At 72.6% G+C, this 14,723-nt stretch carries 18 protein-coding genes; 6 read left to right on the top strand and 12 right to left on the bottom strand.

Annotated features, from left to right (window positions below; genetic code table 11):
- Positions 1 to 4: 4 nt before the first annotated feature.
- The 3 genes from pdxH to SY84_RS00340 form a co-directional block, all read right to left on the bottom strand.
- Positions 5 to 649, bottom strand: a complete 645-nt coding sequence (gene pdxH / locus SY84_RS00350; protein ID WP_046842326.1) for a pyridoxamine 5'-phosphate oxidase — start codon at positions 647 to 649, stop codon at positions 5 to 7.
- The gene (locus SY84_RS00345; protein WP_046842325.1) at positions 646 to 1,494 is read right to left on the bottom strand and encodes a DNA-formamidopyrimidine glycosylase; all 849 of its coding nucleotides are present in this window, start codon (positions 1,492 to 1,494) and stop codon (positions 646 to 648) included. Before SY84_RS00345 ends, pdxH begins: the two co-directional genes overlap by 4 nt.
- 63 nt (positions 1,495 to 1,557) lie before the next feature.
- Positions 1,558 to 2,016, bottom strand: a complete 459-nt coding sequence (locus SY84_RS00340; protein WP_046842324.1) for a hypothetical protein — start codon at positions 2,014 to 2,016, stop codon at positions 1,558 to 1,560.
- Positions 2,017 to 2,058: 42 nt separating this feature from the next.
- Here SY84_RS00340 and SY84_RS00335 point away from each other — a divergent pair, with 42 nt between their 5' ends.
- Entirely contained in the window at positions 2,059 to 2,673 is a 615-nt protein-coding gene (locus SY84_RS00335) for a pyroglutamyl-peptidase I (RefSeq protein ID WP_046842323.1), read from the top strand.
- A gap of 193 nt (positions 2,674 to 2,866) precedes the next feature.
- Here SY84_RS00335 and SY84_RS00330 read toward each other — a convergent pair whose 3' ends face one another.
- From SY84_RS00330 to SY84_RS00290, 9 genes are read right to left on the bottom strand one after another with little or no spacing between them, the layout of a single operon-like run.
- Positions 2,867 to 3,166 carry a hypothetical protein gene (locus SY84_RS00330; RefSeq protein ID WP_046842322.1) on the bottom strand — a complete coding sequence of 100 codons (300 nt, stop codon included), beginning with the start codon at positions 3,164 to 3,166 and terminating at the stop codon, positions 2,867 to 2,869.
- A 7-nt stretch (positions 3,167 to 3,173) separates the two neighbouring features.
- A complete protein-coding gene (locus SY84_RS00325) occupies positions 3,174 to 3,587 on the bottom strand; it encodes a hypothetical protein (protein WP_046842321.1) in 414 nt (137 codons plus the stop codon).
- A 4-nt stretch (positions 3,588 to 3,591) separates the two neighbouring features.
- Entirely contained in the window at positions 3,592 to 4,086 is a 495-nt protein-coding gene (locus SY84_RS00320) for a hypothetical protein (RefSeq protein WP_046842320.1), read from the bottom strand.
- A 19-nt stretch (positions 4,087 to 4,105) separates the two neighbouring features.
- A complete protein-coding gene (locus SY84_RS00315; protein WP_046842319.1) occupies positions 4,106 to 7,000 on the bottom strand; it encodes a transglutaminaseTgpA domain-containing protein in 2,895 nt (964 codons plus the stop codon).
- Positions 7,000 to 7,944 carry an AAA family ATPase gene (locus SY84_RS00310; RefSeq protein WP_046842318.1) on the bottom strand — a complete coding sequence of 315 codons (945 nt, stop codon included), beginning with the start codon at positions 7,942 to 7,944 and terminating at the stop codon, positions 7,000 to 7,002. The genes SY84_RS00315 and SY84_RS00310 overlap by 1 nt, the downstream gene beginning before the upstream one ends.
- Positions 7,945 to 7,998: 54 nt before the next feature.
- The gene (locus tag SY84_RS00305) at positions 7,999 to 8,376 is read right to left on the bottom strand and encodes a VanZ family protein (RefSeq protein WP_052750982.1); all 378 of its coding nucleotides are present in this window, start codon (positions 8,374 to 8,376) and stop codon (positions 7,999 to 8,001) included.
- Positions 8,373 to 8,792: a methylmalonyl-CoA epimerase gene (gene mce / locus SY84_RS00300; RefSeq protein ID WP_046842317.1), complete on the bottom strand. Its 420-nt coding sequence runs from the start codon at positions 8,790 to 8,792 to the stop codon at positions 8,373 to 8,375. Before mce ends, SY84_RS00305 begins: the two co-directional genes overlap by 4 nt.
- 39 nt (positions 8,793 to 8,831) lie before the next feature.
- Positions 8,832 to 9,326 carry an AAA family ATPase gene (locus SY84_RS00295; RefSeq protein ID WP_211117120.1) on the bottom strand — a complete coding sequence of 165 codons (495 nt, stop codon included), beginning with the start codon at positions 9,324 to 9,326 and terminating at the stop codon, positions 8,832 to 8,834.
- 4 nt (positions 9,327 to 9,330) lie between these two features.
- Entirely contained in the window at positions 9,331 to 9,816 is a 486-nt protein-coding gene (locus SY84_RS00290; protein WP_046842315.1) for a PaaI family thioesterase, read from the bottom strand.
- A gap of 224 nt (positions 9,817 to 10,040) precedes the next feature.
- Between SY84_RS00290 and deoC the strand changes: the two genes are divergently transcribed.
- From deoC to SY84_RS00265, 5 genes are read left to right on the top strand one after another with little or no spacing between them, the layout of a single operon-like run.
- Positions 10,041 to 10,718, top strand: coding sequence for a deoxyribose-phosphate aldolase (gene deoC, locus SY84_RS00285; RefSeq protein ID WP_046842314.1), 678 nt, complete (start codon positions 10,041 to 10,043; stop codon positions 10,716 to 10,718).
- Between the two features lie 36 nt (positions 10,719 to 10,754).
- Positions 10,755 to 11,336 (top strand): Maf family nucleotide pyrophosphatase, encoded by a 582-nt coding sequence (locus tag SY84_RS00280; RefSeq protein WP_046844802.1) that lies wholly within the window; start codon positions 10,755 to 10,757, stop codon positions 11,334 to 11,336.
- Entirely contained in the window at positions 11,333 to 12,115 is a 783-nt protein-coding gene (gene mreC / locus SY84_RS00275; RefSeq protein ID WP_052750981.1) for a rod shape-determining protein MreC, read from the top strand. Before SY84_RS00280 ends, mreC begins: the two co-directional genes overlap by 4 nt.
- Positions 12,112 to 12,648, top strand: a complete 537-nt coding sequence (mreD, locus tag SY84_RS00270; RefSeq protein WP_052750980.1) for a rod shape-determining protein MreD — start codon at positions 12,112 to 12,114, stop codon at positions 12,646 to 12,648. The genes mreC and mreD overlap by 4 nt, the downstream gene beginning before the upstream one ends.
- Complete coding sequence (locus SY84_RS00265) at positions 12,645 to 14,720, top strand: peptidoglycan D,D-transpeptidase FtsI family protein (RefSeq protein WP_081424462.1); 2,076 nt, start codon at positions 12,645 to 12,647, stop codon at positions 14,718 to 14,720. The genes mreD and SY84_RS00265 overlap by 4 nt, the downstream gene beginning before the upstream one ends.
- The last annotated feature ends 3 nt before the right edge of the window (positions 14,721 to 14,723 follow it).

Genomic DNA, 14,723 nt, shown 5'->3' with positions numbered 1-14,723 from the left:
CTGGTCACGGCATCAGACGCTGGATCTGCCACTCCTCCCCGCTGCGGGTGTACGTGAAGCGGTCATGCATGCGATTGGCGCGGCCCTGCCAGAACTCCCACTCCTGCACCGCCACGCGGAAGCCCCCCCAGCAGGCCGGGCGGGGCACCTCACTCCCCTCCGGGAAACGGTCATGCAGGGCCGCGAAGGTCGCCTCCAGCGCCTCCCGGCCAGGGGTGGGAGCACTCTGCGGGTCGCTGGCGTGCGCGGCCAGCTGCGACTCGCGCGGGCGGGCATGGAAGTACGCGTCACTCTCGGCGTCCGGCACGCGGGTCACCGGGCCGAATGCGCGCACCTGCCGTTCCAGTTCCGGCCAGTGGAACAGCAGTTCCGCCTGCGGGTTGGCGCTCAGGTCGCGGCCCTTGTGAGAGTCGTAGTTCGTGTAGAACGTCAGGCCTGCTGGGGTCGCGCCGCGCAGCAGCACGGTCCGCACGCTGGGCCGCCCGCCCGCGTCGGCGGTGGCGAGGCTCAACGCGTACGGTTCACGCAGGTCCGCCCCGATGGCCTCCTGCAACCAGCCCTGGAACTGCGCCAGCGGGTCGGGGTTCAGGTCGGCGCGGCGCAGTTCGGCGCGGGTGTAGGACAGGCGCAGTCCGGTCAGGTCGGTCATACGGTCTCCCGGCGCAGCGGCTGGCACTGCGGGCAGTGGTGGGTGCCACGCTGCGCGACGACGCTCTTCTCGATGGGGGTGCCGCAGCGGGGGCAGGGTTCGCCGCCCTTGCCGTACACGTTGTGCGCGTGCTGGAACAGGCCCGACAGGCCGTCGTGCTGGCGGTAGTTGCCTTCCCCCCTGCCGAGGCTGCTGCCGCCGGCCTCGACGGCGCGGCCCATCACGTCCCGGACCGCGTGGTACAGCCGCCCGGCTTCCTCGCGGGTCAGGCGGGTCTGGGTGGGGTGCAGTCCGGCCATCCAGAGGCTCTCGTCGGCGTAGATGTTCCCCACGCCGCTGACGGGCTTCTGGGACAGCAGCCAGGGTTTCACAGCGCCCGCCTGCGCGGCCAGTTCGGCGAAGTCCTCCTCCCGGAAGTCGGCCGAGAGGGGTTCGGGGCCCATGGCGGCCAGGGTGGGCATGCCCGCGTACTCGCCGGGCCGCACGACCGCCATCTTGCCGAAGCGGCGCGGGTCATCGAAGTACAGGTCGCCCGCGTCGGTGCGCAGGGTCACGCGGGTGTGCTTGCCGCCCTCCAGCCGGAACCCGCCGGTCATGCCCAGGTGCACGATGAATTCCAGATCATGCGGCGAGTCCGCGCCCTGGTCGTGGGCGGCCTCGGCGGCGGCGAGGTGCAGCATCAGGTACTTCCCGCGCCGGGACAGGCCGGTCACGCGCCTCCCGGCAGCGAGGTGGGTATCGCGGTATTTGTGGGGCGCGTCGTGCTGCACCTCCAGAATCGTGCGGTCCAGGAGCAGCGGCTCGATCTTGCGGCGGGTGGTCTCCACTTCCGGCAGTTCAGGCATACCGCAGCAGCATAGGCGCCGCCCGCCATGCAGACTGCGGCGTTCGTTTCAGGTGACCCGGCGTCAGGGGAAGTACACCTGCTCGACCTTCAGCACGCGGTTGCCGCTCAGGTTCAGCGCGACGACCTTCTCGCTGAAGGGCCAGCAACCCTGCGGGTGGTACCCCTTCCAGGCGGACACGAAGGTCACGAGCGGGACGGTCATCACGCCGCCCGGGCGGTTCAGGCAGGACAGGTCGAAGGTGGTCTTCGCGTCGGTCTTCAGGGTGCGCAGCTTTGGGTTGACGTTGCGCAGATACATCCCGCTGGGGTTCGCGTCGAAGTACGCCTGGGCGTTCGGGTAGTCGCCCAGCGCGACGACCCGGCGGGCGTCCGCGTCGGTGTCGCTGTACACGTCCACGTAGTCCAGGGTCAGGGTGGCGACGCTGCCCTGCACGGTAACGGCCTTCAGCACGGCGTACTGCGTGGCGGCCAGGGCGGTCGGGGTGAGGGCCAGCAGGGCGGTCAGGACAAGGCGGCGCATACCCGCAGCGTACAGGGTGGGCGGCGCGGTACGCTGCCGGGGATGCCCACCCTGCTGCTGACCGGCTTCGAGCCCTTCCACACGCATCCCGTGAATCCCAGCTCCGTCTCGGCGCAGGCGCTGCACGGCCGCACGCTGGGCGGCTATGTAATCGAGGGCGCGCTGCTTCCCGTAGAGCCCGCCGCAGCCCGTGAGCGGCTGGACGCCCTGCTGGACTGGCTGACACCGGACGCGGTGCTGCTGACCGGGCTGGCGAGTGGGCGGCCGCAGGTGACGCTGGAGCGGGTCGCGGTGAACGTCATGGACTACCGCATCCCGGACAACGCCGGACGTCAGTACCACGACGTGCCGGTACTCCCGGACGCCCCGGCGGCGTACCTGAGCACCCTGCCGCTGCGGGCCACGCTGCGCGCGTGGCGGGACGCGAGCATTCCGGGCGGCATCAGCGACACGGCGGGGACGTTCGTGTGCAACACGGTGATGTTCCACGCGCTGCACGCCCTGCACGCGGCGGGCCGCGAGGACGTGCCGTGCGGGTTCCTGCACCTGCCCGCGAACGCAGAGGTGGCCCTGGCCGAATCGAGGGCCGTGCCGTACCTCCCGCAGGATGAACTCACGCGCGCCGTCGAGGTGGCCGCCCGCGCCGCCATCCAGTAGCGCGCACTGATCAGAGGGGACTCAATTGATTCCCAACCAGACAGCGTCACTTGGTGGCCCCCTCACCCTTCCGTCGCTTCGCGCCTCCCTCCCTCTCTGCTCCGCAGCTCTCCGAGTCCCACAGGGGGAGAGGGGACAACGGAACGCGATCACGCGGGAGGTGAGTCCTTTTAATCTCGTATCGGAGGGCGCTTCAGGGGAACGGGGCGCGGCCCGGCTGCCATTTCCCGGCGGGGCCGCCCGCCCAGTGCCACTCGCCGCCCTGCGGTTGCCCGTAAAGGGCGGCCTGAACGGCGTCCAGTGGCACGCGGCGGGCGAAGCGGGTGCGGGCGTGCCACGCGGCCAGCGCAGATTCGGGCCGGGCGGGGCGCAGGCCGCGCAGGGCGGCGGCGGCGCGGTTCACGGCCAGGTCGAACAGTGCGTCGGGGACCAGGCCGCTGCCGCGCGTGCCCTCAGGGGCAGGGTCGGTCAGGAAGGGCCGTTCCCGGGGCATGGGGGGCTCAGGCGATCCGGGGCTGCGTCGCGAGGCGGCGGATCTGCGCGGCGCGGCCCGTGGTCAGGGCGGCGTTCAGGCGCAGCAGCGCGGCGACGGTCATGGGGGGTTCGCCCCCGGCGCTGGCCGGGTCGGTCGGGGGGACGGTCACGTCCAGCTGCGCGGCGTTCAGGGCGGCGCAGGCCTCCTCCTCCCAGGTCAGGAGGGTGTGCAGGCCCGCATCGTCGGGTGGAGTGGGCGTGCCGGTCGCGTGGGCGATGCGGGTCCAGAGGTCGCGCTTGGTGGCGCTCAGGTGCGCGGCGATGGCGGCGACGCGTGGGTGCGGCTGGCCGGACACGGCGTCCAGGGCCGCCTGGAGGCCCTGCGCGGGGTCGTGGTTCACGCGGCGCAGCAGCGCGCTCAGGCTGGTGTCGGTATCCATCTCGTCAGCTCAGCCGGAACGTGTCGCCGTCGCGGGTCAGGCGGCCCAGGTCCAGCAGGCGGGCGGTGGCGGCGCGGGCCTGCTCCTCGGTCAGGGGGCTGCGGGCGCTCAGGTCGTCCAGCGTGAAATGGCCGCCCAGCCTATGCGCCAGTCGGTAGACCATGCGTTCCTGAATATCCAGGCGGGGCGCGCCCTGCTGGCGGCGCGTGAAGGCCCACCAGACCAGTCCGGCCACGAGCGTGCCGATCAGCAGGGCCAGCGGGATCAGCTGACCCGCGAAGGCCGGGTCGCCCACCTGCTGCCCCAGCGCGTGCAGCTGGGCCTGCGCGGCGCTGATCTGTTCGGGCGTGCCGTCCTCGCGCAGTCGGCGCAGGGCGCCGCGGGCCCGCAGATAGCCCATGACGCCGCCCAGGTCGCCGCGGACAAAGAAGGCGCTGTAGGCGATCAGGGCGGCGGCGAGGCCAGCGATGGCGGACAGGACAGCTTTCAGCACGTTCACGCCTCCATGCTACGCGACGTCAGCGTCGGGCACGGTGACGCAGGCTCCGCACCTGCCGCACGGCGGCGCGCAGGTCGCGCAGCGCGGCGTCCGGCGGGCCCGGCGCGTAGCGGGCCTGCTGGTAGGCGTGCGCGGCGCCCCGCAGCGCGTCCGAGAGGTGAGGATGGATGCCCGCCTGCCGCTGCGCGTACGTGCCGGGCGTCTCGCCGGGGTGCTGCGGGGCGCCCACCGTGCGGGTCAGGTCGTGCCACAGGCGCTGCGCGGGGTCGGCGGGCCGGGCGCCGCGGCGCGTCCAGGCGTACGCGGGCAGCAGCGTGACGGCCAGGGCGGGCAGCAGCAGCCACCAGAGGGCCTGCGCGCCGCCGGTCACGCCCAGCCGGGTCAGCAGGGCCGTCTGCTGCTCGCCGTCGTACTCGACGACCACCGCGTTCCAGCGGTTCTGCCACGCGTCCAGCCGCAGGCGCAGGCGGTCCAGGCCGGTCCTGGGCAGCGCGGCGCTGGCTGCGGGTTGCGTCAGGGCGGTGCGCAGGTCGGCGTTCACGCGCGCCGGGGCGATCACGGCGGTCGGGTCCACCCGCACCCAGCCCTGGCCGGGCAGCCACACCTCGGTCCAGGCGTGCGCGTCCTGCTGGCGGACGATCAGGTAGTTCCCGTCCGGGTTCAGTTCGCCGCCCAGGTACCCGGTGATCACGCGGGCGCTCAGGCCGGCGGCGCGCATCAGGACCGCGAAGGCGCTGGCGTAGTGCTCGCAGAAGCCCTGACGGCTGCCGAACAGGAACGCGTCGGTGCGGTTCTCCTCGGGCAGCAGCGGGGGGTTCAGGGTGTACGTGAAGCCGCCTGAACGCAGGTGGTCTAGTGCGGCCTGCACGCGCCGCGCCGGGGGCAGGCCCGCCCACTGCTGCGCCAGGGCCAGCGTGCGGGGGTTCTGCCCCTGCGGGAGGAGCGTGTCGAAGCGCAGGCGGTCCCCGTTCTCCTGGCGGCCCACCCGCGCAGGCTGGCTGACCAGGGTCACGCGGCGGCGCGTGGCGACCGGGCGGGGCGTGAACGCCTGCACCCCGCTCGTGATGAACGCCCCCTGCGGGACGCGCACCACGGTTTCCAGGGCCAGCAGCCAGGGCGTGCCGCTGGGTTCCAGCGTGAGGTCGTACGTGAGGGGCGCGCCGGTCGCCTCGACGCTGGGGGTGGGGACGTTGCCGCGGACCTGCTGCCATTTCAGCCCGTCGAAGGCTTCCAGGACCGGGCCGCGCCAGTACCGCTCGGCTGGCGGGGGGACCGCACCGCGGAAGTCCGCGCGGAACGCCACCGCCGGGTTCTGCGCGAGGTTCGTGAAGGACCCGGCGCTGACCTCCGAGCCCAGGCCGGTCAGGTTCTGGCCCTGCACGGGCAGCTGCCACAGCGGGCCGTCCGGGCGGGGCACGAGCACGAACAGCACCAGCGTCAGCGGGGCGCTCAGGGTCAGGACGCGCACGGTGCGGCCCAGCCGTCCGGTCAGGCTGGCGCGGGTCAGGGGCGGCGGGGTGCCCAGGCGCGTGGTGGCAGCCGTCAGGAGCAGCGCAGCGCTCAGGACGGCGTACAGCGCGGTCAGGGGGCCCTGGCTGAAGAAGAAGGCGGTGCTCGTGACGAACAGACCCAGCAGCGTCAGGACCGCCTGATCGCGCCGGGCGTGACTCTCGGCGGTTTTCAGGGCGGCCAGCATCGCCAGGAACGCGGTGCCCGCGTCGCGGCCCAGCAGCGTGCCGTACGTGGCGTTCAGGGCTGCGCCGCCCGCCACGGCCAGCAGCGCCAGCAGCCACGTCGGCAGGGGCCGGATCGCGTCGCGGCGGGCTCGCAGCAGCGAGTGGCCCAGCAGCGCGGCGATCAGCAGGCTCAGCCACCACGGCTGGCGCAGCACCCCGGGGGCCAGGGTGACCGCCAGGGCCAGCAGCGTCCACGTGAGGGCCTCGCCCGGCAGCGGCGCCGGGCGGGTGCCTGGATGGTTCCGGGCCGGGCGGGCGGGGGGCGCGAGGCTGGCCAGGGTGGGGGGGTCGTGCAGGGCCAGGGCGTTCAGGGCCGCCTGCCGCTGCGGCTCGCCGCTGCCCGGCCCGATCACCTCGCCCGGGAGGTGGAGGGCGTAGCTGTCGGCGTGGGCGTGCAGGGCGTCCACCCAGGCGGTCAGGCGCGCGGCGCGGACCTCCGGGTCGCCGGGGGTGTCCTGCCAGTCCAGGCGCCGGGCGCTGCCCTGCGCGGCGTCCGTCTCGCGGGTCAGGAGCTGCCCGGTGCGGGCGACGTGCCGCCATGACACCTGCCGGGGCGAGTCCCCGGTCTGGTAGGGGCGCAGGCCCGCGAATTCCTCGTCGCCGGGCGCGCGGCCCGCGCCCTCACCGCTGCCCGGCACGCTCCGGGTGGGTGGGGGCGGCGCGCCCTCCTCCGCGCGGGGGTGGATCAGGACCGTCACGGGGTCCGGGTCGGGCAGGCGCACCTGCCACAGGCCCAGGCGGTCCAGAGCGCGCAGCGTCACGCGGACCTCCAGCGGGCCGCGCGCGGCGGTGGGAACGGTCAGGTCGAGGGTGCCTGCGTCGAGGGTGCCTGCCGCGTCCTCCAGCGTCACGCTGCCGCTCACCACGCCCAGGGCGACGCGCAGCACGCCGCCCCGTCCGCCGCGCGCCTGCACCTGCACGGGCAGCGGCGTGCCCGCCCGGACCGGCCCGCGCGCCTGCACACGGACCGTCAGGTCCCGCGCCGCGCGCAGCGCCTGTCCCGCCGCGAGCACCCACACGCCGCCCAGCAGGAACGTCAGGCCGTACCCGAGGCTCAGGGCGTAGTTCACGCAGCCGATCAGCGTCAGGACGATCAGCCCGAGGAACGCTGCGCCGAAGCCTGTCGGCCACGCGCGTAGCGTCACCGTCCCGGCTGGCGGTCGGTCCGGGCGGGTCATCAGGGAATGGGCGTCTCGCGCAGCAGGCGCTCGATCACGTCGGGGACGCTCACGCCCGCGCGGGCGCTCAGGCGGTGCGTGGCCAGCGGCGCGAACACCGCCTGCACGTCCTCCGGCAGGACCATGCCGCGCCCGTGCAGGTACGCCCAGGCGCGCGCGCCCGCCAGCAGCGCCAGCAGCCCGCGCGGGCTCAGGCCGGTCGTCAGGCCCGGGTGCTCACGGGTCGCGCGGGCCAGCAGTTGCAGGTAGTCCAGCAGCGGCCCGGCGACATGCACGGCGTCCACCTCAGCCTGCATGGCGATCAGCATGCCCGCATTCAGCACGGCCGGCAGTTCGCGGACGGACAGACTGCGGCCCCCGGTTTCCAACAGTTGCCGTTCGGCGCGCACGTCCGGGTAGCCCAGCGTGACAGTCATCAGGAAGCGGTCCAGCTGCGCTTCGGGCAGGGGGCTGGTCCCCACGAACGCCGCCGGGTTCTGCGTGGCGATCACGAAGAACGGCTCCGGCAGCGCGCGGGTCACGCCGCCCTCCGAGACCTGCCGCTCCTCCATAGCCTCCAGCAGGGCGCCCTGCGTGCGGGGCGTGGCGCGGTTGATCTCGTCCGCGAGGAGCAGTTCGCTGAACACCGGCCCCTCCACGAAACGGAACGCGCTGCTCGGCGCGTCCCAGACGCTCACGCCCGTCAGGTCAGCGGGCAGCAGGTCCGCCGTGAACTGCACGCGCCGGAAGTGCAGGCCACAGGTGCGCGCCAGGGCCTGCGCCAGCGTGGTCTTGCCCACGCCCGGCTGGTCCTCGATGAGCAGGTGCCCGCGCGCGAGCAGGCACGCGGCGGCCAGCCGGATCTGCGGGCCCTTCCCGAGGATCACCCCGTCCAGTTGTGTGAGGGCCGCGTGCAGCGCCGCCACGTGGCTGGCCTGCGCGGGCGGGAGGGTCGGTGCGGTCATGCCCGCGAGCCTACCCGAGCCCGTCTGACAGAACTGCGACGCGCCATGCGAGGTTCAGACCGGATGAACCACGCCCTGGGCCTCGGGTGCCGGGGTGGTGGGCCTGCGCACCGCGAGCCGCACGCCCACCCACGCGCCCGCCACGTCGAACAGCCAGTCCTGCACGCCCGCCTCACGCGGCGGCACGAACGACTGGTGCACCTCGTCCAGCGCGCCGAACCACGCCGCGATCACCAGCGCCAGCCCCCGCTGCCCCGTCGCGCGGCCCAGACAGAAGGCCAGCGACAGGTACGCCAGGAAATGCGCGATCCAGTCCTTCGGGTGCTCCAGGGACGGCCCTGGCGTCTGCGGCGCGCTGCTCAGCCACCAGATCATCCCCATGATCACCAGGGACGGCACCCACCACAGCGGCCTCGCGCGGCGGACGCTCAAGCGTGCCCGCCCTGCGGGTGCTCCACCAGTTCGATCAGGGTCCCCTCGCCCCACTTCGGGTGCAGGAACGCCACGCGCGATCCCGCCCGGCCCGGCGCGGGCGTGTCACTCAGGAACCGCGCGCCCTCCGCCCGCAGGCGCGCCATCTCGGCATCCAGGTCCGCCACGCGGTACGCCGTGTGATGCAGCCCCGCCCCGCGCCGCGCCAGGAACCCCGCGACCGGACTGTCCTCCCGCGTGGGCATCAGCAGTTCGATCAGGGTCTCCCCCACCTGAAACGCCCGGACACGCACGCCCTGACCCTCCACTTCCTCGTCCGGCCCCTCCGGGTGCAGGCCCAGCGCCACGTACGGCGCCGAACCCGCCTCCAGATCAGGAGTCGCGATCGCCACGTGATCCAGCAGCAACACAGTCATGCGTGCAGGGTAGAGCACCGGACCGGTCCCGCGGCAACGTCAGCCCAGCGGTGCCCCGGCACCGGCCCCATTCAGGAGCGCCTCGACCTGATCGGCAACCTGCGCCACCGACAGCTGCGCCGTATCCAGCACCAGGGTCGCGGACCGGCGCAGCAGCGGCTCGACCCACGCCACGTGCTCCGCGATCCGCGCCCGGTCCTCCGCCGTGCTGCCGTACGGGTTCTCACGGTTCTGCACCCGCATCAACAGGACCGGCAGCGGTGCCGTCAGCAGCACCGCCGCACGGAGGCACGGGTACAGCGCCCCCTGGTTACTCCGGCAGCCCGCCAGCACCAGCGGCTCGGGCCCCACCTCGTCCAGCAGCGCATGCAGGCGATCCAGCCGCCACACCCAGTCCGGGCCGTCCGGCGCCTGCACCCACTCGTTCCACTCGTCGGCGTCCGTGTCCATCACGCGGATGCCCCGCCGGGCAAGTTCCAGCAGCGTGGCGCTCTTGCCCGCACCGGACATCCCCGTCAGGAGCACCGCCGCCACGCCGTTACTTCGCCTGCGGGCGGGCGCGGAGGTACCAGTGAGCCACGGCGCGCATCACGTCCTTGCCCTCGCCGTCCTGCACGGTCACGTTGATCACCAGTCGCGCGCGGCCGTCCTGCGCGAACTCTGCGTGGGCCGCCGCGACCTGCGCCGCGTCCGCCGCCTCGGCCCGCGCGGTCAGGTCACCCACGGCGCGGTTCACGTAGTGCGTTTCCAGCTTCTCGATCAGCGGCACCGCACCCACCAGCTGCGCCGCGAACGCCCCCGCGAACGCCGCGCCACTCACGGCCTCGGCCAGCAGGAACTGCACGCCCGCATGAATGGTGCCAAGGTGGTTGCGGAACGGCGCGGTATCCGGCGCTTCCCCGGTCGCCCAGCCCACCCCCACGTCCGTGATCTGCACGCCGACCGTGGCGTTCATGGGAATGTCGTGCAGGGCCTTCTTCACGGCCTGGGCGGCGAAAGCGGGCAGGGTGGCAGCTTGGGTCATGGGTGAAACCTCCAGAGAGAGAACTCAGAAATTGAACTGAGTTCAAGTATAAGCGGAGAAGACCCCACAGCGCCCCCGCCTCACCACGCGGTTCACCCAAGCACCGCCCCGGTACGGCCCCGTCACTCTGCGGGAAAGACCGCTGAGCAGGACCGCCTCACGTCTGTTTCCTCTCCTCCTTTCGGGTCAATCTTTCTTAGGCTGGGGGGGGTATTCTGGGGGGCGTGAAGCTGTCTTCGTTCATTGACCATACCCTCCTGAAGCCCACCGCCACCCGCGCGGACATCGTGAAATTGTGCGCCGAGGCGCGTGAAAACTCGTTCTTTGCGGTGTGCCTGAACCCGGTGTTCATTGGGCTGGCGAAAGCGGAGCTGGCGGGTTCGGACGTGAAGGTGGCGACCGTGTGTGGGTTCCCGCTGGGTGCGGTCAGTAGCGAGCAGAAGGCCGTGGAGGCGCGTCTGAGTGTGGAGGCGGGTGCGGACGAGGTGGATATGGTGATTCACATCGGCGCGGCGCTGGCGAATGACTGGGACGCGGTGGAGGCGGATGTGCGCGCGGTGCGCCGTGCGATTCCGGACGCCGCGCTGAAGGTGATCATCGAGACGTGTTTCCTGAGTGATGAGCAGAAGCGGGAGGCGACGGCGGCGGTGGTGCGGGCCGGGGCGGACTTCGTGAAGACGAGCACGGGCTTCGGCACGGGCGGCGCGACGCTGGACGACGTGCGTCTGATGGCGGAGGTGATCGCGGGTCTGGGCGCGCAGGAGCGCGTGCAGATCAAGGCGGCGGGTGGCGTGCGCACGCCGGATGACGCGCGGGCCATGATCGAGGCCGGGGCGACGCGCCTGGGTACGTCAGGCGGCGTGGCGCTGGTGGCGGGCGAGCGGATGGGCGAGGGGTACTGAGTGACCCCCGTTGAAACTGGCACGCCGGGCGTGCCGGTGGTGCTCGCGTCGGGCAGTCCGCGTCGGCGGGAACTGCTGACCGGGCTGGGCGTGCCGTTCACCGTGCAGGTCAGTGGTGAGCCGGAGGACAGCCGTGAGGCGGACCCGGCGCGGCTGGCGGCGGAACTGGCGCTGCTGAAGGGCCGCGCGGTGGCGCGCATGGCGGAAGGCGCTGTGGTGATCGCGGCAGATACCGTGGTCGCGGCGGGCGCGGAGTTGCTGGGCAAGCCGGAGTCCGCGCAGGAGAACGAGGTGTTCCTGCGCCGCCTGTCGGGCCGCACGCACGAGGTGTATACGGGCGTCGCGGTGCTGTCGGGTGACGCAGAGGTGGTGGAGGTGGCGCGCACAGCGGTCACCTTCCGCACCCTGCTGCCCCAAGAGATCGCGTACTACGCCGCGTCCGGCGAGGGGCTGGACAAGGCGGGCGGGTACGGCATCCAGGGGCTGGGGATGGCGCTCGTGGAGCGGCTGGAGGGTGAGTACTCGAACGTGGTGGGCTTCCCGCTGAGTGTCGTGACGCGCCTGCTGCGCGGGGCGGGGGTGCCCGTGTGGGGCACGCTGGGGGCCGGGGCCGAGTGAAGGGCTGGCGGTTGATCCTGGCGGTGTTCGCGGGCCTGTTGTTTCTCAGTATGGTCCTGACGCGGTTTCAGGTGGCGGCCCCGGCGGCGCTGCGGGCGGGCGTGGCGCCCGTGACGCGCCTGTCGGTCACGGCGGCGGACAACGTGCGCCGCGCGTACGTGACGCTCATGCAGGACCGGGACCAGTCGGCGCAGGTGAAGGCGCTGCAGAAGGAGAACGACCTCCTGAAGCAGCGCAACGAGTTGCTGTCGCGTGAGGTGGGGCGACTGAAGCAGGTGCTGGTCATCACGACCACGCAGGCGCCGAACGCGCTGGCGATCGCGCAGGTAATCGGCGTGGACCCCAGTCCGCTTCAGGCGCGGCTGGACCTGAACCGTGGCGCGCGGGACGGCGTGCGGGTGCACATGCCCGTGACGGTCCCGGCGGGGCTGGTGGGTCAGGTGGTGAGTGTCGCGCCGGGGCAGTCCACGGTGCTGGCGCTCGTGGACCCGGAGAGTGCCGTGGGTGTGACGCTCCAGGGCAACCGGGGTGGGCGTGGCGTGGCGCATGGCACGCCGCCGGACCGGTTGCGGGCGGAGTTCTCGCGGGGCGTGCCGATCAAGGTGGGGGACGTGCTCGTGACGAACAGTCAGGGGGGCGTGTTCCCGGTGGGGATCCCGGTAGGGCGCGTAGAGGAGGTGCTGCCGATGGGACCGAATGACATCAGCCGCACGGTGATCGTGAAGCCTGCCGTGGACGTGGGCGTGGTGGAAGACGTGACGATCCTGGAGGGCCTGTGATCCGTCCGGTGACGGGGCGCGGGTCGGTGCGCTGGGCGCGGCTGGTGGTGTACCTGCTGCTGCTGCTGCTCGCGCAGGGGCTACTGGCGCGCCTGTCGGACGCGGTGGGGGTGCCCACCCCGGACCTGTTCCTGCTGACGGCCGTGGGACTGGCGGCGCGCCTGTCGCCGGTGTCGGCGCTGCTCGCCGCGTACGGGCTGGGGTTCACGCAGGACGTGCTGGGCGGCGGGACGCTGGGCCTGCACGCGGCGGGCCTGGCGGGCGCGGCGCTGCTGGTGGTGTGGGCGCGGCGGTACCTGTCGGACGCGGGGCTGGTGCAGGCGCTGCTGGGCGTGCTGCTGGGCGTGGCGGGGCAGTGGCTGGTGTTCCTGTTCCTGACGTACTGGCTGCGTGAGCCGCTGGTGACGCCGCAGATGCTGGCGGTCACGCCGCCGCTGGTGTTCGTGGGGACGTTCCTGCTGTTCCCGCTGTGGGAGCGGCTGCTGGCGTGGACGTTCGGGCCGCGCGTGACGGTCGAGGAGCAGCTCGCGTGAGTCGCGCCGACCGGGTCTGGGACCGGCGGGACCGGTTGCGGCGCCGCGCGGGGGCGGGCCTGACCGCGCCGCGCGTGGCGGGCGGCACGCGGGTGCAGAAGATCGCGCTGGGGTTCAGCATGGCGCTGGCGCTGCTGGGCGTGCGCCTGTACTACCTGCAGGTGTCGCTGCACGATCAGTTCGCGGTGCGTTCGGCCAGCAACTACCAGCGGGACGAGGTGCTGCGTGCCCTGCGCGGCGAGATCCGCACGCGGGACGGGGTGCTGCTGGCCACGAACCGGCTGGCGGTGGACCTGGTGTACACCGGGCGCCTGCGCAAGTCCGAGCGTGAGACGCCCATTCCCGGGTGGGACAAGATCGTGTACCTCGCGGGCATTGGGGGGGACGTACTGGTCGGCGGGCAGCCGCGCGAACCGGATTACGAGCGGGAACCGGCAACGGTCCTGGCGCGGAACATCCCGCAGGAGCGGCTGGCGGCGCTGTACGAGTACACGGTGCTCGTGCCCAGCCTGGAACTGCGCGAGCGCGTTGAACGGGTGTACCCGCAGGGCAAGATGGCCGCGCACCTCCTGGGGTACGTGCAGGAAGCGTCCGAATCGCAGGTGAAGGAGGACGGCTACACGCAGGGGGACCTCGTGGGCCGTTCGGGCCTGGAGTACAGCCTGCAGAAGACGCTGGAAGGCAAGAACGGCCTGCGCCGCCGGGAGGTCACGGCCGCCGGGAAGCCGCAGACGGAACGGGTGATCGATCCGGGCGTGAAGGGCAAGGACGTGACGCTGTCCATCGATTCGCTGCTGCAGCGCACGGCCGAAACGGCGCTGCGTGAGGGTCTGGCGGACGTGAACCGGGGCCGGGCGAAGTTCGGGAAGGCGCCAGAACCGTACGCGCGGGGCGCGGTGATCGCGCTGGATCCGCGCACGAACGAGGTGCTGGCCCTGGCGAGCGCGCCGACGTACGACCCGAACTGGTTCTCGCGCGTGCCGAGCCCGGACCCGAAGGCGAAGAACTGGGCGATCGACCCGAACCGGCCGCTGGCGGAACTGGACGCCGTGACGGCGAACCGGGCGGTGCAGGCGTACGCGCCGGGCAGCGTGTTCAAGATCGCCACGACCCTCATGCAGGAGGAACGCTGGGGGAACTTCTCGCTGCCGTGCAACCCGGTGTATTACTTCGGGCGGGCGCCGCGCAAGAACTGGGCGGGGTACCCGCTGGGCGTGGTGGACGGGAAACTGGCGATCTCGTACTCGTGCAACCCGTGGTATTACCACTCGGCGGCGTCGGCCGGTCCGGAACGTTACGGGCGGACGCTGGTGCAGCGCATGAAGGAACTGGGGTACCTGCGGCCCACGGGGCTGGAGATCGTCGGGGAGAAACTGGGCGAGATGCGCGGCCCGGACGAGTACACCTCGCCGCAGGACCCGTGGTACCCGGGCTTCGCGCTGAACATGAGTATCGGGCAGGGCAGCGTGCAGGTGACGCCCGCGCAGGTCGCGTGGGTAATGAGCACCATCGTGAACGAAGGGCAGCAGCGGCCCCTGACGGTGCTGCGCAGCGTCGCCGGGAAGCGCGAAGCACTCAAGCTCGCCACGAGCGTCGTGTACAACGGCAAGGTGGACGCCTTCAGGTTCGTGAAGGAGGGCATGAGCGGCACGACTGCCGGGACCCGCTACGGCACGGCGCAGCACGAGATCGGCCCGGACCGCTTCCCGGTGCGGACGGCCGGGAAGACCGGCACGGCCGAGAACGGCACGAGTTCCCGGCAGGGGTACGCATACACGCACGCGTGGTACGAGGGCTACGGGCCGATCGGGAAGGACGGCACGCCGACCTTCGCGGTGGTGGCGTTCTTCCAGTTCGGCGGGGAGGGTTCAGGCCCGGCGCTGCGGGCCGTGAAGCGGATGTTCGCGGCGCGCTGGTGCGTGACGCTGGACGAGAAGCTCAGCGCGCTGCCGCTGGCGCAGCAGCAGCCCTGCACCGGGGAACTGGAGCAGATGCATCAGGTGTACAAGACCCGCGCGGAGCGGGCGAAGGACAGCGCCACGAAGGCCACGCCGGGCGCGCAGACCCCCTGACGG

Origin of the sequence: Deinococcus soli (ex Cha et al. 2016), assembly GCF_001007995.1 — a bacterium.
Lineage (GTDB): Bacteria > Deinococcota > Deinococci > Deinococcales > Deinococcaceae > Deinococcus > Deinococcus soli.
This window is presented reverse-complemented; position numbering and strand designations above follow the sequence as displayed.